Here is a 26,916-nt window from a genome sequence, read left to right on the forward strand (position 1 = left end):
TCTACTCCGCGGCCTGAAGGTGTTGCGGCGCATTCTCCCTGGCAATCATCTTGTCGATCAGCTTGCGCGACCACATCGCGCCGGCGTCGATGTTGAGGTTGTAGAAGATGCGATCGGGGTTCTCGTCCATCGCCCGCTGCTGCGCTTCCAGGATCAGCTCGTCCTCGCGGAAGATGCCGGAGACGCCCTCGCGGATCTCGGTGGTGATGCGCTGCTCGCCGAGACGGTAGTTGCGGACGAACGCCCAGAAATAATGGCAGGTCTTCTCGGTCTCCGGCGTGATGGTGTTGAGCACGAAGCCATTGACGCCCTGCGAGCGGTCGCCTTCGGGCGCGCCGCTGCCGGCCGGCGCCACGCCGACGTCGATCGCGATGGTGCACGGGGCCTCGAAACGGATGATCTGCCATCGGTCGACGAGTCCGGGCTTGCCGAGTTGTTTGGCCCAGAACGGCGGCGGCTCGATGTTCCGCATCCAGCGCGTCACCGTCACCGTCTTCTCGCCATGGGTGACGTCGAACGGCGCTTCGGCGACCGCCTCGTTGCCGATCGAGGAGCCGTGCACGAAGGTCTCGTGGGTGAGGTCCATGAGATTGTCGAGCACGAGCCGATAGTCGCAATTGACGTGAATGGTCTTGCCGTCGCCCGCCCAGGCCGGATCGTGATTCCAGTGCATGTCCGGCACCAGCGTGGGATCGGCCAGCGCGGGATCGCCCATCCAGAGCCAGATGTAGCGGTGACGCTCGACCACGGGATAGGCGCGCACGCAGGCCGACGGATTGATGGTCTCCTGCGAAGGCATGAAGGTGCAGCGCCCCTGCGCATTGAACTTCAGGCCGTGATAGCCGCAGACGACGGTGTCGCCCTCGAGGCGGCCCTTGGACAGCGGCACCAGGCGATGCCAGCAGGCATCCTCCAGCGCGGCCACCGCGCCATCGGCCTTCCGATACATCACGACATGCTTGCCGCAGATCGTCCGCGGCAGCAGCGCCGCCTTCACCTCGGCGTCCCAGGCGGCGGCGTACCAGGCGTTCATGGGGAAGGGCTTTGTCATCGGTCTCGCTCCCACGGCTTATGTATGCGTTATGTATACAGTAACTGAGGAAAGAGATCATTCAAGATAAAAAATGTGATTACTATGATACCTGTTTCGAATTGAATGTATACAGAACTGACGTAGAGGATAGAGGCCCCGTCATGGCCGGGCTTGTCCCGGCCATCCACGCGCTGCCGCTCGGCACGTAGAACGTGGATGCCCGGGACAAGCCCGGGCATGACGACCTATAGAGACGTGATTGTCCGCAGCTCCGGGCGCCCTACGCCCCGAACACCTTCTTCAGCCCGGCCTGGGCCTCTTCCTGAATCTTCTTCAGATGCTCGGTGCTGCGGAAGCTTTCGGCGTAGATCTTGTAGACGTCCTCCGTCCCCGACGGCCGAGCGGCGAACCAGCCATAGTCGGTCTCCACCTTGATGCCGCCGAACGGCTGGCCGTTGCCGGGTGCCTTGCTCAGTGTCGCGCGAACCGGATCGCCGGCGAGATCCTTCAGGCCGAGTTGCTCTGGCGTGACGGACTTCAGGATGTTCTTCTGCGGCCCGGTCGCGGCGACGTCGATGCGCGCGTAATGGGGCATGCCGAACTCGGCAGTGAGGTCGCCAAAGATCTGGCTGGGATCGCGACCGGTCTTCGCCATGATCTCGGCAGCTAACAGGCCGAGGATGATGCCGTCCTTGTCGGTGGTCCAGACCGCGCCGTCGCGGCGCAGGAACGAGGCGCCTGCACTCTCCTCGCCGCCGAAGCCGAAGCCGCCGGTGAGGAGCCCGTCGACGAACCATTTGAAGCCGACCGGCGTCTCCACCAGCTTGCGGCCGAGCTTCCTGGCGACGCGATCGATGATCGAGCTCGACACCACCGTCTTGCCGATCGCGGCATCCTTGCCCCAGTGTGGGCGGTGCGCGAACAGATAGGAGATCGCGGTCGCCAGGTAATGGTTCGGATTCATCAGGCCGCCGGTGCGCGTGACGATGCCGTGACGATCGGCATCGGTGTCGTTGGCAAACGCGACGTCGAAGCGGTCGCGCATCGCGATCAGGCTCGCCATCGCGTAAGGCGAGGAGCAATCCATGCGGATCTTGCCGTCCCAGTCCACCGTCATGAAGCGGAAGGTGGGGTCGATCGCCTCGTTCACCACCGTGGCCTTCAGGCCGTAGCGCTCGATGATCGGATGCCAGTAATGCACTGCGGCACCGCCGAGCGGATCGATGCCGATGCTGACGCCGGCGGATTTGACGAGGTCGAGATCGACGACATTGCCGAGATCGGCGACGTAAGGGGTGATGAAGTCGTAGGCGTGGACGTTCGCGGACTTGCGCGCCTTGGCATAGTCGATGCGCTTCACGCCCTTCAGGCCGTCGGCCAGGTACGCGTTGGCGCGCTTCTCGACCACGCCCGTGACGTCGGTATCAGCGGGGCCGCCATGCGGCGGATTGTATTTGTAGCCGCCGTCCTCCGGCGGATTGTGCGAGGGGGTGATGACGATGCCGTCGGCGAGGCCGCTGGCGCGGCCCTTGTTGTAGGTGAGGATGGCGTGCGAGATGACGGGCGTCGGCGTGTAGCCGCCGTCCTTGTCGATCATGACGTCGACGCCGTTGGCGGCGAACACCTCTATCGCGCTGACGAGCGCCGGCTCGGCCAGCGCGTGGGTGTCGATGCCGATGAAGAGCGGACCCGTCAGCCCCTTTTCTCGTCTGTAATCACAAATGGCCTGCGTGGTCGCGAGGATGTGTCCCTCGTTGAACGTGTTCTTGAACGAGGTGCCGCGATGGCCCGACGTGCCGAACGCCACGCGCTGCGCCGGATCCGATGCATCGGGCTTGCCTGCGAAGTAGGCCGTCACCAGCCGCGGAATATTGGTGAGCGCGTCCGGCGAGGCCTGCTTGCCCGCCGCGGGATGAACATCAGCCACTGAAATATCCTCGTCCTGTCGTCACGGAAATAGCGGGACACCATAGCATCGGCCGCGCTCCCGCCAAGGCCACAACACGCGCAATGGGGAAGGCGTTCCTTGGGACGTGACGGCGGCGGACGTCCCGTCACGGATCAGAGCGCCCGCGCGCGGCAGTGACCGCGCGCCAATGGCCGGTTTGTTAACTCCAGAGCTCTATGACAAACCCATGCTGCGGGATCAGGCACACTTCAGTCTGGGCGCGACGTGGAGACACGTGGCGGTCGTGCTGCTGTTGTCGGCCCCGATCGGCGCACATGCGAGCGACGGCGATATCGACGGGCCGCACACGACGTCGACCATCTCCAGCGCCGGGACCGAGCTCGGCGCCGGCGAAACGCCGTCATCCCGGACCATGATCCGGAAGATCATCGAGAGAGAAACCGCAAAGACCAATTTGCCGGCCGATATCGCCGAAGCGGTCGTCTTCGTCGAAAGCGGCTATAATCCGGCGGTCGTCGGCAGCGTTGGCGAAATCGGCGTGATGCAGGTGCGGCCCGAGACGGCGGCGATGCTGGGATTCCGCGGAAGCAATGCGGAACTCGCAGAATTGGATGTCAATATCCATTACGGGGTGCTTTATCTCAGCCGTGCCTGGCACCTGGCGGGCGGGGACCTCTGCCGCGCCCTGATCAAGTACCGGGCAGGTCATGGCGAAGAAGAGATGACCGCGCGGTCGCAGGTCTATTGCAATCGAGCCCGCAACCGTCTCCTCGCCATGAACGCGATGCCGGCAGGGACCGCAGCTGCGACTGCTCCGGATCCTGTGCCCCCCGTCGCTGCTGCGGCTCCGGCAAAACCGGCGAGCCGCCCGAAGATGCCGGTGCAGCCCAAAACGGTCTATGCCCGCTATCGTCAGGGCACCGCGGCCGCCAGCCGCGCCTATTGGGCCGCGCACGAGGCCCGGATCAGCCAAATCAAGGCGCGCATCGGATCCAGATGGAAGCGCGTCGCATCGCGCTGACGGCGAGCCGGCTTGCCCCGCCGCGAGCTCCCCATCTACTGTGTGTCGCAAGAGTCCGCACCTGGGAGGTGGCGCCATGGAGGTCGTACTGCTGGGCACCGGTGGCCCGCGCCCGGACCCGCGCCGGATGGCGACGACCACGCTGATCAGGCTCGGCGACGAGAACATCCTGTTCGACGCAGGCCGCGGCGTCGTGGTGCAGCTCAGCAAGGCCGGCGTGCCGCTCGGCGCCATCAACACGGTCTTTCTCACGCACCATCACTTCGACCACATCGGCGACCTCTATGATGTGATGCTCAATTCATGGATGCACGGGCGCAAGGACGAGCTCCGCATCTATGGACCGCCGGATACCGAGCGGCTCGTCAGCACGCTGATCACGCAGGTTTACGACAAGGACATCACATGGAGGGATAAGGGCGAGCCCACCTTCGGCGGCTGGAAGCCTGTCGTCGCAACGGACATCGTACCGGGTCCTGTTCTCGACACCGGTCGATGGAAGATCAGTGCCGAGCCGGTCTCGCACGGTGACGGCCTCGACATGCCGCCGGCCTTCCTCGCGCGCTGGATGTGTCTCGGCTACCGCTTCGAAGCGGAGGGCAAGGTCGTTGCGATTTCCGGCGACACCGTCCCCTGCCCCGGGCTCGAGCGACTGGCTGAGGGAGCCGACCTGCTCGTCCAGTGCTGCTTCCTCGCAACGCCCGAGATCAACAACGAGCACCTCCGCCGGCTTGCCAAATACACGATCGCCTGCGGCGACACGGTCGGCAAGATCGCGGCCAAGGCCGGCGTCAGGAAGCTGGCGCTGACCCATCACCGGCCGCGCACCGACGACACCATGCTGAAGGCGCTGCTTGACGATGTGCGGCAGGACTATTCGGGTCCCGTCGTGCTCGGCGAGGATCTCACGCGCATCGAGGTCTGAGGCCCGTCGATCAGCCCGCCCTCCGGCCTCAGGACGATCCGACCTCGATCCGGAACGACAGTTGCTCTTGCGCCTCCGGCGCAATGTGCATCAGGCCCGGCTTGTCGGCGAACTCGCCGTCGAAGCCGGCGGGACTGGCATGGCCGCGCCACGGCTCGATGCAGAGGAACGGCGCACCTGACGGTTTCGACCAGACGCCGAGCTCGCGGAAGCCGCGCCAAGACATTTCCAACCACGGCCCGGTCGATGCACCCTGCCCCGCGGCATAGCGGACCGACGTGCTCTCGATCCGGTCGAAGATGATGGCGTCGTCGGTGAACAGGGAGTCGGACAGAGGAAGCGAGTTGCCCTTGACCGGGCTCGGCTCCGCTGCAAGCCGCAGCAGTCCACCATCGAGACGACGGACGGGGGACGACTCCGCGCGCGCGAAAGTCAGCGCATAACTCTCCTTTGCCAGGCCGGGCCGGAGCGGCCAATTGAAGGCGGGATGACCACCGAGCGACGCCGGCAATGTTTCCTTGCCGGTGTTGGCAATCGTGAGCGTCAGGTCGAGGCCGGTGTCATCGATGGCATAGGCGGCCGCGAGCCGGAACGCGAACGGATAGAGCGCGCGCGTCGCCTCGCTGTCATCGAGCACCAGGGTGCAGCGGCTCTCGCGGCGTTCCGCCCATGCAAAGCGGCTGTCGCGGGCAAAGCCGTGCTGGGTCATCCGATACGTCTTGCCCCGGTGCCGCAATTCGTCGTTGGCGAGGCGCCCGACGATCGGAAACAGCAGCGGCGCGTGACGCGGCCATTCCAGCCCCGCCTGCCAAACGAATTCGATGCCGCTGTCGTCCCTCAGCGAGCACAGCTCGGCACCGTGCGCCTTGATGGTTGCCGTGAGGGAGCCGCTGCGGAGAGAGTAGGTATCGTCACTCATGCCTGACGTCTACACCCCCAACCCACCCGCAGCAAGGCAGCGCCGATCATGCAACTCGAACGTTTTGGCGCCGATCGAGCGCTACGTCATATTTCCGTACCCAACGATTGCTCTGTTGGCTCAATCACCGTCTGTCTCCCCGAGGCCGATCCGACCTGAAGCCGATGAAATCCCGTGGTAGCCAATTGAAGTTCTTCATCAACGGCCGCTTTCTGTCGCAAAAGCTCACCGGCGTTCAGCGTTATGCCGCTGAAATGGTCAAGGCGATCGACGTGCTCCTGGCGTCGGAGCAGACTCCTGCCTCGCTGCGCAACGCCGAGTGGCAGTTGCTGACACCAGCGGATGCAAGCGAGACCCTTCATCTCGATCGGATCAAGATTCGCGCGGTCGGCCGGTTGCATGGGCACGCTTGGGATCAGATCGATCTCGCTCGCGCCGCGGCCGGAGGCCGCTTGATCAGTCTGGCCAATTCCGGCCCCGTCTTCCATCGCGACCACATCGTCGTGCTCCACGACGCCCAGGTCTTTCGCAGACCCGACTTCTTCAACTGGCGCTACTTGACCGTTCATCGCACGATGGGGCGGCTGCTCGCCCGCCACGCAGCCATCGCGACGGTGTCGGCATTTTCCCGCAGAGAACTTGCCGAGGTGCTGAATCTATCGGCACCGAACATTCCCATCTTCCCCAACAGCGCCGAACACTTCGCCGCTACGAAGCCCGACCCCGGCATCCTTGCGCGACTGGGCATTCAACCGCAGAAATTCTTCCTGTTCGTGGGCTCGAAGACCAAGAACAAGAATCTCGCCGTTGCGATCCGCGCCGTCCAATTGCTCGACCGGGCCGACGTTCCACTGGTCATCGTCGGAGGCGATAACAGCAAGGTCTTTCAAGACAATTCGGGCGAAGGGGTTTCCGGCCTGCTGCTTGCAGGGCGTCTGACGGACAGCGAGATTGCAGCTCTCTATGCGCATGCATCGGCATTCGTGTTTCCCTCGCTCTACGAGGGGTTCGGCGTGCCGCCGCTCGAAGCCATGATCTTCGGCTGTCCGGTCATCGCCTCGATGGCTGACGCCGTCGTGGAGACATGCGGTGACGCGGCTGCGTATTTTCGCGCCACCGATGCCGACGCGCTGAAGCAGCTGATGCTCGAAAGACTGGCAATCGGCGCGATCTCGGACCAGGAACGCATGCGGCAGCAGGATCGCCTTGCGTTCTATTCGTGGAAGAAGTCGGCGAAGGCGCTGCTCGATCACCTCGAACGACCGGCGCACATCGCCAGCGCTGCTTGAAGCTCGGCGCAACTCGCCTATTGCGCGCAATGGTTCTTGCACAAACCGTTTGCAACTCGCGGCTCCTTGCATGGTTCCATGAGAAACTTTTTTCGCTCTTGCAGCGATCGCGGCGCAACAACACCACATCGCTGCCCCAATATCGCTACGGATTCGAGGAACTGTTCCGCCAGCAGTGAAGCTCAGAACGAGGATGCACGATGTCCGGCTCTCCGACGCAGCCTTGTGCAAGACAGACGATGAAAGTGCTGCACGTCGCTGAGACGATTCGTGGCGGGATTGCAAGCTACCTGAATGAGTTACATCCACAGCAACAGGCGAGCTTCGGCGCCGAGAACGTGCACTATGTCGTTCCCTCGGATCATCGTCGCGATCTCGCCGCCGTCGATGACAACCAGATTACGACGTTCGAGCGATCCGGCCGCAGCATCGCCGGGCTATTGCAGATGCTGCGCGCAAGCATGCAGGCGCTGGATGCCTTCAGACCGGACGTGGTGCACCTGCATTCCTCGTTTGCGGGCCTCGTGCTCCGGCCCGCGCTGGCGGCCCGCTCGGGCGGACCGCGCGTCGTCTATTGTCCGCACGGCTGGGCGTTCTCGCGCGAGACCGGCCGCCTCAGTCACGTGGTGACAAAGGCGGCGGAGAACCTTCTCGCGCGCACGTCGGACCGAATCATCTGCATCTCCGGCGACGAGTTCAACGAGGCGGTCCGCGCGGGAATTCCCGCCGACCGCCTCACCGTCGTCCACAATGGCATCTCGAAGAGCCGCACGCTGCAGCCCGTTGCGGCGGAATGGACTTCCAAGAAGGTCAAGGTCCTCTTCATCGGTCGTCTGGACCGGCAGAAGGGCTTTGATCTCCTGATCGAAGCGGCTCGCTCGCTCGAGGATGTCCTCGACGTCCGCATGATCGGCGCCTCCGTCGTCAACAAATACGAAGGCCCGGCCGTCCCCTCCAACGTGTCCCTGCTGGGCTGGCTGGACCGCCCAACCATCGAGACCCAGCTTGAGGCCGCCGACCTCGTCGTGATCCCGTCACGATGGGAAGCTTTTGGCCTCGTTGCCCTGGAGGCGATGCGCGCGGCCAAGCCCATTCTGGCGTTCCGCAGCGGCGCATTGCCCGAGATCGTCGTCGATGGCGTCACCGGCGTGCTGTGCGAGCCCGTCGCCGTTCAGCCGCTCGTCGACGGTTTCCGGCGGGCACTGGATCTCGATCTCAAGGTGCTGGGGCAGCGCGGCTACGACCGGTTCAAGCAGCTGTATGACGTTCAGAAGACGCATGGACAATTGCAGCAGGTCTATGTCGAGCTCCTTCAGGACGACCGGACGCCGACCGCAGCGAAGGCGGGGCTGCAATCGGATCTCTCAAAGTGACGATCAACATGCACGCTTGCCCTCGCAGATGCCGGAGATCGCGATGGCGATCCACCAAGCCGGGTTTGGTGTCACCGCCGGTGTATCGCGCGTGAGCATGACCTAGACCATGACACGCCCACGCACCTTGATTCGCGACAGTGTCCGCCTCGCGGCCTTCATCTCGTCCATTCTCCTGTCGGTCCCGGCCTGCGCTCAGCACGCTCAACCGCTCGATGCCCGATTCCTGCTGGGTGTCGGCACCCATCAGGGGCTGGGCGGGCCGGTGAGCGCGCGCGGGTACGTGCCTGCAGAGAACATCGCCCAGATCAAGCAACTCGGCCTCAACTCCTTCCGCGACGACTTCCCCTGGTCCGATTTCGAAACGGCAGGACGGCGGATGGGCTTCACGCCCAGACTCGGCAGGCTGGAGGCGCAGGTCAGATCCGGCGTCGCGCGCCCGCTCCTGATCCTTGCGTTCGGCCATCATCTCGTTCCGAATTCCTCACCACCGACAACCGATGAAGCCCGGCAGCGGTTTGCCGATTATGCTGCGGCCGCGGCGCAATCGGTTGTGGCGCAACACCCGCTCTTCGAGCTCTGGAACGAATGGAACCTGGCGGCAAAGAAAGATGCCGCGTTCTCACCGGAAAACTATCTGGCGCTCGCGGAGATCGCACGCCCGGCGGTCAAGCGGGTTGCGCCGAATGCGCCCTTCCTGGTCGGGGCGCTCGGCGATGATCCGGGCTGGACATGGACCGAGAAGATGCTGCGAACCGGCATTCTTCAGTACGCGGACGGGGCTTCGATCCATCTCTACAATTTCTGCATGGGCCCAAGCAAACGCACCTCCGCCGAGATCATCGATCGGCTCACCGCGTTCCATCGGCTCGTCGGTCAGGCGAGCGGAAACGCTGACTTCCCGATCTACGTCACCGAGACCGGGTGGACCACGGCCACCAACAAATGCGGCGTCAGCGAACAGGCCCAGGCCGACAATACGGCACAGCTCATCCTGTGGGCGTCGACCGCGGCACGCTGGCTCAAGGGCATGTGGCTCTATGAGCTCAAGGACAGCGGAAGGAATCCATCGGAGCTGGAGGACAATTTCGGCCTCTACCGTTTCGACAATACGCCAAAGCCCGTCGCCTGTGCGGCCCAGGGCGCCTGGGCTTTCATTCGCTCCAGCCTGAGTGCCGAGCGACGAGAACTCGCCAGCGGCGTCGTGTCGATCAATGCGTCAACGGCGTCTGGCGGCAGAATTGCAGTCTGGTCCGAGGCCCCGGACCGACGTTACGAAATCCGGCTCAAGGACGATCAGGAAGGAGCAACTTTTGCGATGCCGTGCGATTCGGCGGCAAGACCGGCGTCCAGGGCCTGGATTCCGGTTTCGAGCACACCGGTTCTTATTGCAGTCAACAATGGTGCCATTCCCGCCCTGGAGATACGGCCGGCGCGGTAGGCGTGAATTTGCAAACACGAGGTTACGCGATGAAAGTTCTTTTGACGTCCACACTTTATCCGACACCTCAGGCACCAAAGATCGTTGGCGGTGCGGAGATCTTCGCGCGGCGTTTCGCCGAAGGCCTGGTGCAGCGCGGAGACGAGGTCGAGGTGATACGGGCCGCACCGGCGCCCCAGCAGGCTCGCGAATCCTGCAACGGCATCAACATCTATTCCGCGCCGGTGCAGAACATCTATCTGCCTTTCACCGAACAGAAAAACGTCGCGCTGCGCAGCATCTGGCACGCGGTCGACGACTGGCAGATGCAGGCGCCCCTGATCGCGGAACGAGTCCGGGCCTTCAAGCCGGACGTACTGCACTCCAACAATCTGTCGGGTCTCACCACCGCGATCTGGCGCGTTGCCGCCCAGCTCGGCGTCCCGGTGCTCCATACGCTTCACGACTATTATCTGACCTGTCCGCGCTGCTCGCGTTTCGACAAGGGGCGGTCTTGCGAGCGCACTTGCACGAGCTGCGGAATTTTGAGCTATCATCGCAAGCGCGCCACGCATTGGCTCAGTGCCGTGGTCGGCGTGAGCGAGCGCGTCCTGTCCATTCATACGGACATGGGCATGTTCACCGAGACGCCGATCCGTACCGTGATCCGCAACGCCTCGACCGAGCCGCCACGTGAGCCCTATCCTCGTCCGATCTGCACCACTGAAGTGACGTTCGGCTTCATAGGCCGCCTCACGGAGGAAAAGGGCATCGACAACCTCATGCGCGCTCTTGCTCTGCTGCCCCGCGATCGCATCCGCATGATGATCGCCGGTCGGGTCAGCGACGAGGAGCAAGGACGCCTCCGGAGCCTCTCGGGGGATGCACGAATAGAGTTCATGGGCTTCGTGGCGCCGGACGATTTCTACAGGCAGGTCGATGTGGTGGTCGCGCCATCCATCTGGCACGACCCCGGTCCACTCGTCGTCGCAGACGCCAAGGCGGCTGGCAGGCCGCTGCTCGGAACGCCCTTTGGCGGCATGCCCGAGGTCATCGAGCACGGCGTGACGGGCTGGCTGACCGAAGCCGATCCGCAATCCCTGGCCGACAGCATGCTCGCAATCGCGGCGGATCCGCACAAGATCGACGAGATCAGCCGGCGCCTCATCGCGGATACCAACAAATGGGTATTTGCCGACGTGCTGTCTTCATACAAGAACCTGTATGAGCAATTGCGCGAGCAGCGGATGTCGCGCTTGCACGCAGCAACGGCCGACGCGCCGCTGGGACGGGCCGTCGGCAAGGAGCGCCTCATTCCGAGATGACACGCCTCCTGGCGATGGCGGGCTACGTCTATCAAAGCGCCGCGGCGATCATCCTGATCTTCGCGATCAGTCATCTGTTGCCCGCCGCCGACTACACCAATTTTTCCCTGGCACTGGCCTCGAGCCAATTGCTCTGCGTCCTGATGTTCGAGTGGCTGCAGCTCGCCGGACTGCGCTTTCTGGCGGCAGCGAAGGAGAACGAAGCGGCTCGGTTGAGGTGGTCGCTCCTTGCGGCGGGCCTGTCGAGTGCGGGCGCGCTTGTCGTTGTCGGGAGCTGCGCATCCCTGGCCAGCGTGCTCCCGACAGGGATCGTCGCCCTGGGCCTCGGCATATCCGTGCTTCAGGGCTTGACGGATCTCTATTTCCTGTCGGTCCGTTTGTCTGATCGGTTGGGCATCGCGTCCTTTCTTCTTGCGTTTCGTGCCACCGCCCTTCTGACCGCGGCCGCCGCCGGCGCGGCGATCTTAGGAACGGCCGAAGCGGCGCTGCTCGGCGTTGCCGCCGGCCACACGCTGGGCCTCCTCGCCGGGCTGGTGGCCTATCGCACCCCCCTGGAGCGCGCTTCGCTGCGAACGATGCTCGCCGACTGGAAGGATTTCTCCCGCTACGGCATGCTCGCCGCGGGCGCGTCGGTCATCCATTTGTCTGTGCCGGTGCTGCTCCGTGTCATCGTCATCGGCCGGCTGGGTGCGACGGGGGCTGGCGCCGGATTTTCGATCGCGCTCGACCTGCTGCAACGTCCCTTCTGGGTCCTCAATGCGGCGATCCACACCGTGAGCTATCCCGAAGTGGTCAACGATTTCGAGCACGGGACCGGCACAAAATCAGTGCAATCTGCACGCCGCATGTTCGAGTTCATGATCTGCACGACCCTCGTGCTGCTCGGCGGATTGGTCGGCTTCATTCCAGACGCCGCGCGTATCCTGGTGCCCCGCGAGAGCCTGGATGGATTCCTGGAGACGGCGCCGGCGATTGCCGCCTTTTACTTCCTGCATACCCATTTGCAGGCGACGATAGCCGTTGTCCCCCACCTCGAGAAGCTGGCGACCAGGCTGGTCCTGGTCGCCACCGGGCAGCTCGCCCTCGTTGTCGCCCTCTCCCTGGTCGCAGTGTCGGCCGGCCTGTCGCCGCGAGCGGCGGTGGGCTGTGCTTCGCTGGCCACCCTCGCAACGATTCTGGTCGCACTCGGTCCTACGCTGCGGTTTGAGGCATTCCCGCGCTGGTCTTTGGTCATGCAGGCGCTGGTGGCCGCAATCCTGATCGGATCGCTCGGTTCGATGCCGACGGAGCCTGCGGCATGGCTCGCCGGCAAGATCATGATCGCCGCGCTCGCAACGGCGATCATCGCATGGCGCGGGGACTTTCTCATGCTGGCTCGCCGCGGCTGATCCGCCGCACGCGCAAGTCTGCCAAATCAGATCCGATTTCCGAGACGGAACCGGCCTCCCCGCCAGCTGCCGCAGCGGATGTGCGCCATCACCGAGCCATCACAACCCTCCCGAGCATTTCACATACTTTAATCGCCCATAGAAACGGCATCTGCAAACGTTCTGTGCAGGGGGGGTGCACGAAAGAGCGGATGACACTCCGTAGGATTGCGGACGCGGCACAGCCCCTTGCCGACATCACGCACTGCAAGCGTGCAGCGTCGCTCCGTTCCCGACCCGTCGAATGGATTCAATCGGCAGCCTGCGCACACATTCAGCAGTTGAGATCGACAAAATTCTTGAAAGCGCCTTTCTCACGCCATCCTGCTCCGGCATCGCAATCAACGTTATGCTGCAACAGAGCGAATCTGTTCCTGCACAAGGAACCCGTTTCGCTAGCTATTGCAGCTTTGTTTTTATCTGAAATTCACACTCGACAGAGAAGCTTGAACGCAAATCCCTGCGAGCAATTTGGTTCGCGCTGAAATCGAGTGTGCAATGTCTGAGCAAACAATCCTCTCCGCCAGCGGCTTCATCAACTCCATCGGCGTCAACACACATGCCGGCTTCGGGTGGACCGGCTACAACAATCTCGCGCTGATGGTCGACGATTTGGAATATCTCGGCGTCACCCATCTCCGCGACGCGATGGGAACCAGCCCGGCTGCGCAACCGGTGGTCGAGGGGCTCGCCGCTGCCGGTTACAAGTTCGACTTCCTCGTATCGTCCGCCCTGCCCCAGATGGGTACGACCGGGCTTCAGAAGTATATCGCGTCGCTCGAGAAGTTCGTGGCGAGCCATCCGGGCAGCATCAGCGCCATCGAGGGTCTCAACGAGGCCAATCACCAGCCCTTCAGCTACAACGGCAGCTCCAGCCTCACCGCCGCGGCCCAGTTCCAGAGCGCGCTCTATCAGGCCGTCAATGCCAACGCCGCGCTCGGCAGCATCCCCGTCTACAATCTGTCACTGGCCTACAACGATCCCCAGGGCTACAGCCAGCTCGGCGACATGTCGGGCTCGGTCGACTTCGCCAATGCGCATGCCTATGTCAGCACCAGCCTGACCACCAGCAGCTCAATCTCGGCAACGCTGAGCGCCGTCATGACCGCGGCGCCGGGAAAGCCGGTCGTCATCACGGAAACTGGCTACACCACGCAGACCAACACTCAATATCTCGGCGTCAACGAGACGGTGCAGGCCAAATCGATCCTGAACACGCTGGTCGATGCCTACAAGGCAGGTGTCAGCGCGACCTATCTCTACGAGCTGTTCGACCGCGACTCGTCCGCGGGCAACACCAATCCCGAAGCCAACTTCGGATTGTTCAACTCCGACGGAACGCCCAAGCTCGCCGCGACGGCGATTCACAACCTGACGACCATCCTGGCCGACGACGGCAAGGGCGGCCTGCAGCCGACTGATCCATTGAACTACACCCTGAGCAACATGCCGGCCACAGGCAACAGCATGGTGCTCGGCAAGAGCAATGGCGCCTACGAGCTCGTCGTCTGGGCCGAGCCGAAGCTCTGGAACGACGCTACCGACACCGAGGTAACCAACAGCGCCCAGACGGTCACGGTGAATCTCGGCGGCGTGCATCATACGGTGAAGGTCTACGACACGCTGACGGGAACCACGGCGATCGCCAGCTACACCGACGTCAGCACCATCACGATTCCGGTCAGCGATCACCCGTTGATCATCGAGATCGACGCGCCTCCGACCACGCCGACTCCGCCTGACACCCGGACCAGCGTCAGCGGCACGGCTGCCGAGATCGTGCCGCAACTGTCCGACCTGAGCGAGTCGACGGCGCTGCAGACCATCACGTTGACGGATTCGCACGTCCTGCCGGTCGCCTCGAAAGCGACGATGGACTACATCATTGCCCATTACGGCAGCGCGCTGTCCAAGATCCAGGGCGGATATTCGTTCTCCGTGACGAATACGGCCGCGACCTGGACCAACACGAAGACTTACGACGCGAGCGGAAAGCAGCTGTCGACGTCCGACACCGGCCTCAATTCAAGCGGACAGCCGACCTCGACCACCGTCGTCTACAGCGACGGTTCCCAGGACCTGATCAGCTACACCAATGGTGTGAAGACGAAGTTCGTTCATGTCGGGACCGACGCAACCCGGACCACCGACACCTACAACACGGCCGGAACCCTTCTGAGCGAGATCGTGCAGAAGTCGGACGGCTACTACTCCACCACGCTCTACACGAACGGCGTGAAGACCGCCGCCTACGTCAAGAACGCCGATGGTTCGCAGGACAATTATTCCTACAACGTCATCGGAAAGAGCTTTACCACACAGGTTCAGCACCTTGACGCCTCGGGGAAGGTCACCTCGGTCACTCGCAGCCATGCCGACGGCTCTTTGGATTCGACCCAGGTCTACAACAGCGACGGCAGCAGCGTGATCACGTTGTACAGCGCCACGGGCGTCAAGCTGGTCGCGACCAGCTATCATGCCGACAAGAGCAAGGATGTCTGGACCTACAACATCAAGGGCCAGACCTATACGACCGAGCACGACGTCTACGATGCGACCGGATTCCTCACGACCCTGACTCGCCTGCATGCCGATGGCAGCCTGGCCTTCAAGCTGATGCAGACCGCGGACGGCACCAAGACGACCAATTGGTACAATGCCGCCGGCAGCCTCACCAGCGAGGTGGTTCAAAAGGCCGACGGTTTCACCTCGACGACCCTCTACAGCAACGGCATCAAGACCAAGGCCTATATCAAGAACGCCGACGGCAGTCAGGACAATTACGCCTATGGCATCACCGGCCAGAGCTACGCCACGCTGATCCAGCACGTCGATCCCTCCGGCAACGTCACGGCCGTGACCCGCAAGCATGCCGACGGCACGCTCGACTATACCCAGGTCATCAATGCCGACGGCAGCAGCGTCGTCACCAACTACGACGCCGCAGGCGTGCGAACCAAACAGACCGACTATCACGCCGACGGCAGCAAGGACGTCTTTCTCTTCAACATCACCGGTCAGAACTACACGACCGAGCACGACGTCTACGATGAGACCGGCTTCCTCACCACGCTGATCCGCAAGCACGCCGACGGCAGCATGGCGTTCAAGCTGGTGCAGAGCAAGGACGGGATCAAGACAACTGACTGGTACGATGCCAAAGGCGTTCTCACCAGCGAAGTGCTCGAGAAGCCGAGCGGCTACAGCTCGACCACGGTCTACGCCAATGGCGTGAAGAGCGCGGCTTACATCATCAACGCCGACCTGAGCCACGACAACTACAGCTACAACATCGTGGGCCAGAGCTATACCACGCAGCACCAGCACATCGATCCGGCCGGCCGGACGACCGGGGTAACCCGTTGGCATGCCGACGGCTCGCTCGACTATACCGAGGTCGTCGGCAACGACGGCAGCAGAGTAGTGACCAACTACGACGCCTCCGGCATCAAGAAGACAGAGACCGACTATCACGCCGACGGCTCGAGAGATGTCCATCTCTTCAACGTCGTCGGTCAGAACTACACGACGGAGCACGACACTTACGATTCCACCGGCTTCCTCACCCACATCGTGCGCACACACGCCGACAACAGCCTGGCATTCACGTTGACGCAGAGCGCCGACGGCACCAAGACCTCCGATTGGTACGACGCGAAGGGTGTCATCACCAGCGAGGTGACGACCAAGAGCGATGGCTACAACTCCACGACCGTCTATACCGCCGGCGTGAAGACCGCGGCCTATATCAAGAACGCCGACGGGACGTCGGACAATTGGAACTACAACGTCACCGGGCAGTCTTACACAACCCAGCACCAGCACTTCGATGCCTCGGGCAAGCTGGTCGAGCTCACCCGGACCCATGCCGACGGCACGCTGGACTATACCCAAGTCATCCACGACGACGGCAGCAAGCTGACCGACATCTATAACAGCGCCGGCGTCAAGACTCAGGAGATCGCCAACAACGCCGACGGTTCGAAGGACGTCTTCCTGTTCAACTTCAACGGACAGACCGGTACGACGCAGCACGAGAGCTACAACAGCGCCAACACGCTGCAGTTCTTCGACCAGACCAAGACCGACGGCACCCACAACGTCACGGCCGTCGCTGCCGGCGTGACGATCCAGGGCGGAGCCGGCAACGACGTGTTCTCGGCCGCGCCGAATTCGACCACCATCGCCTACGATCACGGCCAGGACCAGATCCTCAACTTCCAGGCCGGCGACGGCACAACTCACGACGTGATCCAGATCTCGAAGCTGCTGGCGGCGGACTACAGTCACCTGCAGATGACGCAGTCCGGCACGAATGCGCTCATCACGTTCTCGGCCGAAGACTCGATCCTTCTCAAGAACATCTATGTCAGCAGCCTGACGAGCCACGACTTCGTATTCGTCTAAAGTCGCGGCAGATTGGCATCTATCGAGGCAGCGTGGGATGGGGGAATCCCCGTCCCACGCACAGCAAGCGGCCGATGCGCCTACAATAGGCAAGGACCGCCTTCGGCCTACTCACCTGATACAGCCGCACCGACCCCGGCTCGTTCAAGCCCATCAGCACTGCACATGATTGGCGGTGGTTGCGAACTTGCGTCACAATTGCTGTCTAGAAGAGACCTTCTTGTTGCTGCAGGGATATCGACGCCGACATGGAAGTCCGCGAACCAAAGCGATTCGTTCTTCTTGACTTCTACCGGTTCATCGCCGCGCTAGGCGTCTTCATCTTTCATCTGAAGAACATCGACAAAGGCATCTCGCCGGCCTGGAACGGCTCTTACGGCTTGTTTGTCGACATGTTCTTCATCCTGTCCGGCTTCGTAATCTCCTATTCCTATCCCGCGACCTCGACAGGTCTGCGCTCCTATGTGCGCTTCCTCGTCAGGCGGATCGCGCGAATCTACCCCTTGCATCTGCTCACATTATTGATATTCGCGGTCCTTGCTCTCGTGGGCATATCCGGGCCGACCTCGCGCGCGAGCTGGCTGGATTTCCTTCACAACCTCCTCCTCGTGCAGGCGTGGGGCGTCACAGATCACCTCAGCTTCAACTCGCCGGCCTGGTCCATCAGCGCCGAGCTGTTCTGTTACGTTCTATTCCCACTGTTCATGCTGCTGGCCGGCAGGGTCTCGCCGCTGATGCTCGCGATCATCGTCGCGCTCTGTTACGGAATCCTCGCCCACGCTCACCTGCCGATCTGGCAGGAGCGCTCGCAGATGTACGGGGCAACCTTCGATTTCGGGATGTTGCGGGCCCTTCCGAGCTTCCTGAACGGGATTCTCCTGACCGTCCTGTTCAGGCTCTCGAGCGACTATCGCAGAAAGCCCGTCGCATTCGCCGGAATAGCGCTGTTCGCCGGCTCGGTCCTCATCCTCAACCTCTATGCCAAGCCCGACCTTGCAATCATATTGTTCTCTCTCGCGATTCTCGTCACAGCCACCGGAGAGAGCGCCTTCGCCCGGTTTCCCGGCTCTGACTGGCTTGGCCGCCTCGGCAACACATCATACGCGATCTACATGGTTCACGAAGTGCTGCTGATCCTGCTTTTCAAGCCGGCGTGGCACTATTTCGGACTTCAACCAAGCATGTTTCCAGTGTTTGCGTTGGTCTGCTGCATCATTCTGACAGTCGTCGCCGACGTGACGTATCACTATGTCGAGAATCCCGCTCGAAAATTGATCAACCGGCTTGCGCCGGGCGATGCAAGGTCGGCCCGCATCCCGAAGGCCGAGCCGCTCGATCTTTCGGAGACCCGACAAGCGGCCAACGCGAGCTAGGTGTCTGCAGGGCGGATCTTGCAGCTAGGTTCTCGACGATCGCCGCACACGGCCCAGGACTTCCTGGCATATCCGCACCACGGCCGGCCGGGCGATCGCGACAACAACGACGAGATATACCGAAGAACCGAGCAGCACGAGCGCGGCGAGACGCAGCCATGGCGACATGGCCGGCATCGCAACGGAGGCACCAGCCACCGCGCATGCCATCACCGCGGAGCCCGCAAGTGCGGGCATCAGCGCCGCGGCATAGGGCCTGATACCGAGCGACAGGATCCGCATCGAGGCTCCGGCGGATAGCGGATATAGCAACAAGGCGCGAGCGACGTAGCCGACAGCAATCGCGATAAGGCCAAACGGCGCAGCGAGGATGAAGATTGCTATATTCGAAACCGCGTAGATCAGCGTCAGCCAAGTTTGCCAGTGCGGTTTGCCGAACGCCAGGATAACGGAGTGATTGTAGAGGCCGATCGTGGTCAGGAATCCGGTGACCGACATGATCGCGAGCAGAGGGGCGGCCTCGCCCCACTTGGACCCGAAGAAACCAGTGATCAGATCCGGCGCCAGAACCGCTATGCCAGCGAAGATCGGAGCCGTCAGCAGCGACGTGTACATGACGAAGGCAACCAGCGTCGAACGCGATGCTTCCCGGTCATGCTGGAGGCCAGCGATGGTCGCAAAGAACACCCGGTTCAACGCATTTCCAATCACGGTACTCACGGCATTGACCAGGCGCTTGGCCAGGCTGTACAAGCCCGCGCCGGCGGCGCCGGTATACCAGGTAACAAAAATCAGATCGGAATTGGCATTGGCGAAGTTCGTGATTCCCGTCAGCGCCACGTAGCGCGCATAGCTCAGGAGTTCGACAACAGCCTGCCGGCTGACCCGGAGCCGAGGGCGCCAGGGCGTCAGGATCCAAAGGCTGACCAGCGAGATCAACGACGTCGAAACGAGCTGTCCGACCAGCGCAACGACCCCGTACCCCTGGATCGCCAGCCCGATCCCAACGGCCCCGCCAACCGAGATTGAAGAAAGCGAGCGGATGGCGAGGGATCGAAACAGTTGATTGCGCATCAACCAGGCTTCGTGCGTCCGCGACAGGCCCTGTACGGCCACCACGATGCAGAATCCCTTGAGAACGATGGCAATGTCCGAAAGACCCGAAAATCGTTCGATCGCGCCGCTCGAGGCGAACAGTGCGAGCGCTGCAAACAAGGAGAGGCCCGCGATGAGCCAGAACGAGGCAGTGTAATCCTCGTCCTTCGGCTCGGCACGCGCTTGGACCGCTATCGCGATGCTCTCGATCAGGACTGCCCGGCAGAATTCGAGCGCCAGCGCCCCCGTTGCCACGATGCCGAGAATCTGCGGCGACAGCAGCCGCGCCATGATCATGTAGATTGCGAGCGTGAGAGCCTGCCCGACTGCGGAATCGAGTGCGGACCAAATGACGCCCGAAACGATCGAGCGCGGCTTGATATTCTCGTGGCGCAATTGGAGGCCTGTCACAATTTCCGGTTAGGCCGACTTTCGTCGTTGAGCCATTGGCTGCAATGGTCCAATAGTCGCCTTGTTTACGAGGACACTACGGCAAGAAAGCAGCTACAATCCGAGGCAGCATGAATTTTCGGACCAATCTACGACGGTTGATGAACGAGGTCGGTTGCGACTTTATTCATCAGCTGCCGTATCCGCACGTGGACTTGTTCTTCTGGCGTCCCGACGACGGAACGATAAATTTCGGCGACTATCTTTCGGTCGTCGTCGTTGACCATCTCTTGCGGCATTTCGGCTATACGCTCGCCGACGAGGTGCCGCGGCAAACGCGCTTGTTCGCGATCGGCTCCGTGCTGCATTACGCGCGAAATGGCGATGTGATCTGGGGAAGCGGCGTGAATGGGCGCCCCGGTCAGGACGACCTCAATCACCGCGTGCAGAACTTGGACGTGCGAGCGGTGCGCGGCCCTCGTACACGGGAGATTCTGCAGCGCCGGGGCATCGCGGTACCCGAAGTGTTCGGAGACCCTGCGTTGCTGCTTCCTCAGCTGTTTCCAAATCGCTTTCACCCTACTGCCAAAAAGCCGTGGGTGTTTGTTCCGAATTTGCACGATTTGAGTCTCATGGACCGTGCCGCCGATACAGTGGTCTCACCGCTGGGATCCTGGAATCGACGAATTGACGCCATTCTCGAAGCTGAACTGGTTCTGGCAAGCTCGCTCCACGGCATCATTGTCGCCGAGGCATTCGGGATACCGGCTCGATACGTGCGTCTGAGCAGCGGAGAGTCCGAATTCAAGTATCGTGACTACTATGAGGGTACCGGCCGGTTTGCCGTCGAGTTTGCCTCGAGCATTGACGAAGGTCGCGAGATGGGTGGGGCTGCGCGCCTCAACTTCGACCATCGTGCCTTGATGAGTGCATTCCCGATCGACCTCTGGAGCGGAAACAGCTGATATGGCCAAGCGCCTCCGCGTCGCCATCTACGCACCGCATTTTGCGGAATATTCCTACCGTCTCGCATCGGGATTGGCCCGCCACGGCGATGTCCGGCTGGTGCTCAACCGCAAGGATGCCAATCAGCAATGGGAACTGGCCGATATTGCCGTGACGGCTCCGTTCGAGACGAGAATTCGCGACCTGAGCCTGCGCCGCGGCGGTGCCATCGGCATCCCGGCCTCGTTCCTCGACATAATTTCGTTTCGCCCCGACGTGATTCATTGTCACGAAGTTCCGGAGATCTACACGTCCAGGCTGATCCAGCTTCTTCGTCCGCTCGGCATTCCGCTGGTGTTGACCGTTCACGATGCGATCCCGCATTCGGAAGGCGGCTCCGGTACGTCGCCGCGTGAAGATGCATGGCGCGGGCGCATGCGCGCAGCCGCGTCGGTCGTCACCACGCATGGCGAGAGCTGCATCGCCGATTTTCGCCGTGCCTCGCCTGACTTCAAAGGGGAAGCGATCTCCAGCATGCACGGCGTGCTCATGGTTCCGCCGGCTGGGGGCGCGGTCACCGCGCCGGAGGCCGCGCGCATCCTGTTTTTTGGACGGATGTGGGCCTACAAGGGCCTCGACGTCTTCATCGATGCGATCGACATGTTGGCCCGGCGCGGTGTGGCCCATGAAGCGATCGTTGCCGGCCGCGGCCCCGAGATGACACGGCTCGGAGCGCGCATGGAGGCGATGCCGACGGTCAAGACCATCAACGCCTATATTGCGCCTGCCGAGACCGGACGACTGTTTCAATCCGCAACCGTGGTTGCCCTGCCCTATAAGGATGCAACGCAGAGCGGCGTGCTTGCATCCGCCTATGGGAATTCCCGCCCCGTGGTCGCCAGTGCCACCGGCGGCATTCCCGACGTCGTCACAGACGGGGTCAACGGGCTCCTGGTTCCTCCCGGCGATGCCACTGCGCTGGCCGATGCGCTCGAGCACGTGCTGACGTCGAAGCCTCTCGCCGCAACGTTGACCGAGGGCGCACGGCAGACCGCCGCCGGCATCCTCAACTGGGATCGCATCGCTGAAGGACTGCTGGGGTCCTATCACAAGCTCACCGGTCGCACCGTGAGCTGAGCGCGGCCGGCGCCCTCAAACCGATTGCTCGATCTGCGGCCGGGAGAACATGCTGCGGATCGCGCCGTCCAGCAATCGCCTTAGCCTGACCTCGATCAGCTCATAGCTGATCGCGCTTGCAACCAGCGACATCACCAGCCCAAGCCCGATGAAGGCGGTCCACAGCAGCCAGCGGTCGACGCCAGCGGCGACCAGCTTCAGGCCGATCACCTGCAGGGGGAACAGCACGAAGGGGTGCACCAGATAGAGGCTGTAGCTGATCTTGCCGACATATTGCAGCGCCGGTAGGCTCAGAGCCCTGCCGAGGCCCGAGTCCGGAGCGAGCACCATGCCGAACAGCAGAAATCCGGGAATGAGCCCCACGAACGGGTGAAACAGCACCAGGCTCGCGTACAGCGCCGCCCCGCAAACGAGGCCTGCGAGAAGACCGAGCCGTCCGGGAATGGAAATGCGGAATCCCGTGGCGCTGAACAGCATGCCGATGCAGAAGAAGGCGGTGATCGGCCAGTGCATCAGGCAGGCGATGCCAAGCAGGATCAGGGGCGCCGCCAGCAATCTGCCACCGGTGCGCCATACCGAGAACGTCAGCGCAAACCAGATGTAGAACGCCCATTCATAGGTCAATGTCCAGGCATTCTGCTGAGCAATGGGCAGACCGAGCGCGTCCTGCACGAAGAACAGATTGGCCGCGAAGATTGTGAGATAGCTGGTCAGATCGATCCCGCGGAAGAACTTGTAGGCCACGATCGGACCGATCACGAACAGCGCAAGATGCAGGACCACGAACACCGGCATGATGCGCAGGACGCGGTCGAAGAAGAACCGCGACAGCGACCCGTGCCGCACCAGACTTGCCGGGATCAGGAATCCGCTGATCATGAAGAACAGCTCGACGCCGTGCCCGCCGACATTGATCACCGATTGCAGCCAGGACCAGAGCGGCGGCAGAAAGCCGGGATCCGGGATGTCGTACATGCCCCCCTTTGGCATGTCGTAGAAATGATCCATCAGCACGCTCAGCGCAGCGATCGCGCGAAGGCCCTGGACCGACGGAACGAACGATCCGTCATAGGCAGCGCCCGGCTGGTGGGGTGTTTTGATCACTCTGCGGCACCCTGGGTGCTGAGGGCCGGCTCGAGAATGACAGGTTTTCTCCGCGCCGAGCGGAACCTCTGCCCGAAGGAAATGCTGGGCTTCTCGATGAAGGCAAATGTCATCCAGCTGACCAGGATCGACAACGCAAGGATCACGGCCAGGAAGATCGACCATCCCAGCGGCCCGTCGCCGAACCAGAACAGGCGGTGGACGACCACGATCACGAACGGCGACATCAGGTAGACCGAATAGCTGATCACACCGACGAACGCCATCGGACGCCACGCCATTCGCTCGCCGAACACGGCAAAGGCGATGAAGACCAGCGCCGCGCAGACATAGGCCGATCCGATCGAATAGCTGTAGAAGAAATTCTCGTGATAGACGCCTCCGAAACGCCGATCAGACAGGGCGGCGGCGAAGATCGCATACAGCAGCGTGCAGACAGCCACATGGGTCCATCGCAGCTTGCCGCCAATGACGGTGTCGCGGATGATCTTGCCCAGGAACATCGCCGACAGGTTCAACCCGACCTCCATCACGGAGGATACGGTTCTGTTCTCGATCAGAAGCGCAGCGGTGGTTCCGACCAGCGCGGCCGCGACGACGATCGTCACCGCCGTGAAGCGCTGGTTCAGCAGTCCCATCGCAAAGAGGATCGTGCATCCGACGTAGAACAAGAGCTCGATCGCCAGCGTCCAGTAGAACACCCAGAGGTTCGGGACGTTCACGAAGGTCTGCAGCATCGTCACGTTGGCGGCGACCTGCCCCAGCGGATAGACTTTCGAATTGAGCAGCTGCATCGTCACGAGCCCGACGACGAGCGAGGTCCAGTAGGCCGGATAGAGCCGGAAGAAGCGGCTGATCGTAAAGTCCCGCACGGGCGTGGCGCTGTCCGGGAAGCTGAACGGAATGACGAAGCCGCTGACGAAGAAGAACAAGACGACGCCGAACCGGCCGAAGTTCATGTAGTAGCCGAACACGTCATGGATGGGCCAGTAATAGGCGCCCGTCGGGTGCTGCTCGACGATCACCTCGAATACGTGCTGGACAAGTACCGACAGCACGGCAATGCCGCGCAGCGTGTCGATGAATGCGAGCCGTCTATGCATGATCCGTTCTCACCTGCTCCCGCTCGCCGCCGGTAGATCCGGGCGGAAGCCTTCCAACGGCTGCATCGGCTGCCGCATGACGATCGGCACGGCATCGACGCCTCGTGCGGAGGTCGCACGCCGCGAGAAAACTTCGCTGAAGCTCAATGCGATGATCAGCAGGCCGGATGCCGGGCCGTAGTTGAGCACCGTGATCGTGAACAGATTGACGACGAACAGCAGCGTCAGCTTGTACACGTCGGTCGCACCGAACGTCGCCCGGAACACCATCACCATGAATGCGACGAAGGGAAGACCGAACATCAGGTAGGTCCCGATGTAGAAATTGTCGACCGGCACCCAGTAAGGCGCAAGCGGCGAGAACAGCTTCTGCGGATAGTTGAAGCAGCCCGCGCCGCAGCCCGTCACGAGGCCTATCGGCATGAGCTGGCTCATATAGACGAAGGGTAACTGCCAGCTGTTGTTGATGCGATCGAGAATGCTGAACAAGGTCGAGTGCGGTATGGCGGCGGTGCCGGAGGCGACCACGATCATGAAGAACGGCACGAAGATCGCGGCGAAAGACCACTGCGCAATGGTCCGGATCGCGGGGAAGCGCGACCTTTCCGGCAGCATACGCACGAACACCAGCAAGAGCAAATAGAGCACGAGCACGATCATGGTCGTCTTGCTCGTGGTCAGCTTGATGGCATAGATCGCGATGGAGCCGAACAGGAGGCACCACGTCGTGCTCATGCGAATGGAGGTGATCGCGAACGACACCAGGATGAAGAAGGCCGCCATGGTATTGTCGGCTGCAAAGCCCATGAGGCGCTGGTCGTCGCCGCCATAGGCCCACCACAACCGGCCGGCCTCGCGTACGGCGCCGAAGGCCTCGTATTTGTAGCCCACCCAAGGCATCAGATAGAACTTCGTCAGGAAAACGCCGATCACGGACAGGTAGAAAGTCACGGCGATGACCGACAGCAGCTTTCGGTATGAGCCCAGGCTCGAATCGCAGAAGCAGAATCCGACGAAGACTGGCAGCATCATCTTGAACGACGAGATCGCTGCGTTCATCGTCCCCATCATGAAGTAGCCCAGCACGAGCGACAGCATGATCTGCACGAGCACCAGCAGAGCCAGCGTGCTGCGACTGCGCAGGACACAATGGACGAAGAACTGGGCGAGGCACAGGAGCGCAACGCCGTCGGGCACATACCACAGCGCATCCATGTGATAGATGCTGGTATAGTAGCGCATCACGCCGCCGAAGGCGTCGCGGATCAGATAGGCGCCGAGCGCGATCGCCTCGATGTTGAGGCTGATCAGCGTGACTTTCGGCCGGTTCAGCGCGAGGATGGTCATGTCCGGCTCAGTTCGTCGGCCGCGCCGATGGCGCCGGAGAGGCGGAGAAATCGGTCCGGCTCCCGAGAGCGTTCCGCATCCACCTGCCGCCGGGAATCTCGACGTAGCGATAAGTGAAGTGCGAAACCACGAGCACCGCGGCCAGCGAGACGACCAGGTTCAGCGTGGCCGGCAGACCCGCCCAGACCGAATCGAGAGCTGCGATGCGCCCCGCCCCGAGCGCCCGCACGAAATATTCGGCCAGCAGCACCACGAGCGCGTGCACCATATAGATGGAGTAGGAACGGCGACCGAGCCAGACCAGCGGCTTGGCCACCAGCATCCGCGGCACCAGCAGCGCATCCGGAAAGGCCAGCAGACTGCCAAGGAAGATCGCGAACGTCACCGGCGCGAGGAAAGTTGCCGCCGGATTGGTCTCCGCCAGGGACACCAGGACGATGCTGGCGATCATGGCGACGAATTGCAGCATGCCCTGCACGGCAGGACCCGGCTTCGCCGGCAGGCGATCGACGATCCTGACCGTCAGCACGCCCAGGAAGAAGCTCACGAAGCAGCGCAGGATCCCGAAATCGGTCTGAAGCCCGAGACTCCTCTTGTCGAGCACGAAGATGATGAAGACCAGGCTGCCGACGGCAAGCGCCCCGCACAGGACGTAGAACCACAACAAGGAACGCATGCGCTGGGCCAGCAGCACGATCAGACCGAACACCAGATAGGTGTAGAACTCGACGCTGATGCTCCAACTCGGCGCGTTCCAGCTGAGATAGTCGATGAACCCCATGGAGTGCAGCAGCAGGACGTTGAGAACGAAGGAATAGGCGTTATTCACCTCGAAGGCCGCCGGCGCGGCCACCACGACGCCGGCCATGACCAGGCTGATGCGCAGGAGGCGAAACAACAGATTTGCCAACAGCATGACGATGTGCAGCGGATAGACCCTCGCCAGGCGCCGCAGCATGAATTCGCGCAGCGAGAAGCGCCCGAAGTCGCTCTCGACATAGCTGAGCGACATAACGATCCCGCTGAGAACAAAGAACAAATCGACCAACAGCCAGGCGCTCCTGAAGAACGAGCAGTTGATCCACGCATTGTGCGGGAACGCCGCGAGGAAAGTCGGCATCAGCAGCAGGTGGTGAATCACCACCGAAGTCGCGGCGATCCCCCGAATGCTGTCGAGCGGCAGGACATGCGTCTTCTCACGATGAACCGACTCCGTCACATCAACATTCCATAGCTATTGCACCGCAGCAGTGTGTATCAGGTCTCGCGCATGTTCAATCTTCGCGATCGCGGACTCGCGCTCGATGCATGACGATCGACGATACTTTCAATGCTCGCAGATCATTCCGACATGCGAGCGCCAACTTCACGCCA

The 26,916-nt window shown here is 62.2% G+C and carries 20 protein-coding genes; 12 read left to right on the forward strand and 8 right to left on the reverse strand.

Going from position 1 to position 26,916, the window contains the following annotated elements; genetic code table 11:
* Position 1: 1 nt before the first annotated feature.
* On the reverse strand, positions 2–1,051 hold the full coding sequence (locus ACM42_RS04240) for an aromatic ring-hydroxylating dioxygenase subunit alpha (protein WP_271526740.1): 1,050 nt from the start codon (positions 1,049–1,051) through the stop codon (positions 2–4).
* A 262-nt stretch (positions 1,052–1,313) separates the two neighbouring features.
* Positions 1,314–2,960, reverse strand: a complete 1,647-nt coding sequence (gene pgm, locus ACM42_RS04245) for a phosphoglucomutase (alpha-D-glucose-1,6-bisphosphate-dependent) (protein WP_271526741.1) — start codon at positions 2,958–2,960, stop codon at positions 1,314–1,316.
* A gap of 106 nt (positions 2,961–3,066) precedes the next feature.
* Between pgm and ACM42_RS04250 the strand changes: the two genes are divergently transcribed.
* Positions 3,067–3,963 carry a lytic transglycosylase domain-containing protein gene (locus ACM42_RS04250; protein ID WP_333921115.1) on the forward strand — a complete coding sequence of 299 codons (897 nt, stop codon included), beginning with the start codon at positions 3,067–3,069 and terminating at the stop codon, positions 3,961–3,963.
* A 76-nt stretch (positions 3,964–4,039) separates the two neighbouring features.
* Positions 4,040–4,888, forward strand: a complete 849-nt coding sequence (locus ACM42_RS04255) for an MBL fold metallo-hydrolase (RefSeq protein ID WP_271526742.1) — start codon at positions 4,040–4,042, stop codon at positions 4,886–4,888.
* A 28-nt stretch (positions 4,889–4,916) separates the two neighbouring features.
* On the opposite strand, the gene ACM42_RS04260 is transcribed toward ACM42_RS04255, so the two are convergent.
* A complete protein-coding gene (locus ACM42_RS04260) occupies positions 4,917–5,807 on the reverse strand; it encodes an aldose 1-epimerase family protein (RefSeq protein WP_271526743.1) in 891 nt (296 codons plus the stop codon).
* A 185-nt stretch (positions 5,808–5,992) separates the two neighbouring features.
* Between ACM42_RS04260 and ACM42_RS04265 the strand changes: the two genes are divergently transcribed.
* The 8 genes from ACM42_RS04265 to ACM42_RS04300 all read left to right on the forward strand — a co-directional run bounded on the left by ACM42_RS04265 (position 5,993) and on the right by ACM42_RS04300 (position 18,421).
* Positions 5,993–7,096 carry a glycosyltransferase family 4 protein gene (locus tag ACM42_RS04265; protein WP_271526964.1) on the forward strand — a complete coding sequence of 368 codons (1,104 nt, stop codon included), beginning with the start codon at positions 5,993–5,995 and terminating at the stop codon, positions 7,094–7,096.
* Positions 7,097–7,335: 239 nt separating this feature from the next.
* Positions 7,336–8,469, forward strand: coding sequence for a glycosyltransferase (locus ACM42_RS04270; RefSeq protein ID WP_271526744.1), 1,134 nt, complete (start codon positions 7,336–7,338; stop codon positions 8,467–8,469).
* Positions 8,470–8,578: 109 nt separating this feature from the next.
* The gene (locus tag ACM42_RS04275) at positions 8,579–9,910 is read left to right on the forward strand and encodes a hypothetical protein (RefSeq protein ID WP_271526745.1); all 1,332 of its coding nucleotides are present in this window, start codon (positions 8,579–8,581) and stop codon (positions 9,908–9,910) included.
* A 29-nt stretch (positions 9,911–9,939) separates the two neighbouring features.
* Positions 9,940–11,214, forward strand: a complete 1,275-nt coding sequence (locus ACM42_RS04280; RefSeq protein WP_271526746.1) for a glycosyltransferase family 4 protein — start codon at positions 9,940–9,942, stop codon at positions 11,212–11,214.
* Positions 11,211–12,602, forward strand: coding sequence for a hypothetical protein (locus ACM42_RS04285; protein ID WP_271526747.1), 1,392 nt, complete (start codon positions 11,211–11,213; stop codon positions 12,600–12,602). Before ACM42_RS04280 ends, ACM42_RS04285 begins: the two co-directional genes overlap by 4 nt.
* A 283-nt stretch (positions 12,603–12,885) precedes the next feature.
* Positions 12,886–13,065, forward strand: coding sequence for a hypothetical protein (locus tag ACM42_RS04290; RefSeq protein WP_271526748.1), 180 nt, complete (start codon positions 12,886–12,888; stop codon positions 13,063–13,065).
* A gap of 74 nt (positions 13,066–13,139) precedes the next feature.
* Positions 13,140–17,048 carry an RHS repeat protein gene (locus tag ACM42_RS04295; protein WP_271526749.1) on the forward strand — a complete coding sequence of 1,303 codons (3,909 nt, stop codon included), beginning with the start codon at positions 13,140–13,142 and terminating at the stop codon, positions 17,046–17,048.
* Positions 17,049–17,296: 248 nt separating this feature from the next.
* Positions 17,297–18,421 (forward strand): acyltransferase family protein, encoded by a 1,125-nt coding sequence (locus ACM42_RS04300; protein ID WP_271526750.1) that lies wholly within the window; start codon positions 17,297–17,299, stop codon positions 18,419–18,421.
* Between the two features lie 24 nt (positions 18,422–18,445).
* Here the strand turns inward: ACM42_RS04300 and ACM42_RS04305 are convergent, their stop codons facing one another.
* Positions 18,446–19,927, reverse strand: coding sequence for a lipopolysaccharide biosynthesis protein (locus ACM42_RS04305; RefSeq protein ID WP_271526751.1), 1,482 nt, complete (start codon positions 19,925–19,927; stop codon positions 18,446–18,448).
* A 140-nt stretch (positions 19,928–20,067) separates the two neighbouring features.
* Here ACM42_RS04305 and ACM42_RS04310 point away from each other — a divergent pair, with 140 nt between their 5' ends.
* Together ACM42_RS04310 and ACM42_RS04315 are read left to right on the forward strand one after the other, a co-directional pair.
* Positions 20,068–20,871 carry a polysaccharide pyruvyl transferase family protein gene (locus ACM42_RS04310; RefSeq protein ID WP_271526752.1) on the forward strand — a complete coding sequence of 268 codons (804 nt, stop codon included), beginning with the start codon at positions 20,068–20,070 and terminating at the stop codon, positions 20,869–20,871.
* A 1-nt stretch (position 20,872) separates the two neighbouring features.
* Positions 20,873–21,988: a glycosyltransferase family 4 protein gene (locus tag ACM42_RS04315; RefSeq protein WP_271526753.1), complete on the forward strand. Its 1,116-nt coding sequence runs from the start codon at positions 20,873–20,875 to the stop codon at positions 21,986–21,988.
* Between the two features lie 15 nt (positions 21,989–22,003).
* On the opposite strand, the gene ACM42_RS04320 is transcribed toward ACM42_RS04315, so the two are convergent.
* Genes ACM42_RS04320 through ACM42_RS04335 form a run of 4 tightly spaced genes read right to left on the reverse strand, consistent with a single transcriptional unit; the run spans position 22,004 to position 26,761 of the window.
* Positions 22,004–23,092, reverse strand: coding sequence for an acyltransferase family protein (locus tag ACM42_RS04320; RefSeq protein ID WP_271526754.1), 1,089 nt, complete (start codon positions 23,090–23,092; stop codon positions 22,004–22,006).
* Positions 23,089–24,195 carry an acyltransferase family protein gene (locus ACM42_RS04325; RefSeq protein WP_271526755.1) on the reverse strand — a complete coding sequence of 369 codons (1,107 nt, stop codon included), beginning with the start codon at positions 24,193–24,195 and terminating at the stop codon, positions 23,089–23,091. The genes ACM42_RS04320 and ACM42_RS04325 overlap by 4 nt, the downstream gene beginning before the upstream one ends.
* Positions 24,196–24,204: 9 nt before the next feature.
* Positions 24,205–25,542: a hypothetical protein gene (locus tag ACM42_RS04330; RefSeq protein ID WP_271526756.1), complete on the reverse strand. Its 1,338-nt coding sequence runs from the start codon at positions 25,540–25,542 to the stop codon at positions 24,205–24,207.
* A 7-nt stretch (positions 25,543–25,549) separates the two neighbouring features.
* The gene (locus ACM42_RS04335; RefSeq protein ID WP_271526757.1) at positions 25,550–26,761 is read right to left on the reverse strand and encodes an acyltransferase family protein; all 1,212 of its coding nucleotides are present in this window, start codon (positions 26,759–26,761) and stop codon (positions 25,550–25,552) included.
* Positions 26,762–26,916 lie beyond the last annotated feature (155 nt).

Origin of the sequence: Bradyrhizobium sp. CCBAU 25338, assembly GCF_028128965.1 — a bacterium.
Taxonomy (GTDB): Bacteria; Pseudomonadota; Alphaproteobacteria; order Rhizobiales; family Xanthobacteraceae; genus Bradyrhizobium; species Bradyrhizobium liaoningense.

Bases quoted from the DNA above. Each gene is read 5' to 3' on its own strand.
- ACM42_RS04325 (WP_271526755.1), bottom strand. From the start codon at position 24,195: ATGCATAGACGGCTCGCATTCATCGACACGCTGCGCGGCATTGCCGTG.
- ACM42_RS04310 (WP_271526752.1), top strand. From the start codon at position 20,068: ATGAACGAGGTCGGTTGCGACTTTATTCATCAGCTGCCGTATCCGCAC.
- ACM42_RS04295 (WP_271526749.1), top strand. From the start codon at position 13,140: ATGTCTGAGCAAACAATCCTCTCCGCCAGCGGCTTCATCAACTCCATC.
- ACM42_RS04330 (WP_271526756.1), bottom strand. From the start codon at position 25,542: ATGACCATCCTCGCGCTGAACCGGCCGAAAGTCACGCTGATCAGCCTC.
- ACM42_RS04300 (WP_271526750.1), top strand. From the start codon at position 17,297: ATGGAAGTCCGCGAACCAAAGCGATTCGTTCTTCTTGACTTCTACCGG.
- ACM42_RS04260 (WP_271526743.1), bottom strand. From the start codon at position 5,807: ATGAGTGACGATACCTACTCTCTCCGCAGCGGCTCCCTCACGGCAACC.
- ACM42_RS04280 (WP_271526746.1), top strand. From the start codon at position 9,940: ATGAAAGTTCTTTTGACGTCCACACTTTATCCGACACCTCAGGCACCA.
- ACM42_RS04270 (WP_271526744.1), top strand. From the start codon at position 7,336: ATGAAAGTGCTGCACGTCGCTGAGACGATTCGTGGCGGGATTGCAAGC.
- ACM42_RS04255 (WP_271526742.1), top strand. From the start codon at position 4,040: ATGGAGGTCGTACTGCTGGGCACCGGTGGCCCGCGCCCGGACCCGCGC.
- ACM42_RS04240 (WP_271526740.1), bottom strand. From the start codon at position 1,051: ATGACAAAGCCCTTCCCCATGAACGCCTGGTACGCCGCCGCCTGGGAC.
- ACM42_RS04290 (WP_271526748.1), top strand. From the start codon at position 12,886: ATGGATTCAATCGGCAGCCTGCGCACACATTCAGCAGTTGAGATCGAC.
- ACM42_RS04285 (WP_271526747.1), top strand. From the start codon at position 11,211: ATGACACGCCTCCTGGCGATGGCGGGCTACGTCTATCAAAGCGCCGCG.
- ACM42_RS04275 (WP_271526745.1), top strand. From the start codon at position 8,579: ATGACACGCCCACGCACCTTGATTCGCGACAGTGTCCGCCTCGCGGCC.
- ACM42_RS04315 (WP_271526753.1), top strand. From the start codon at position 20,873: ATGGCCAAGCGCCTCCGCGTCGCCATCTACGCACCGCATTTTGCGGAA.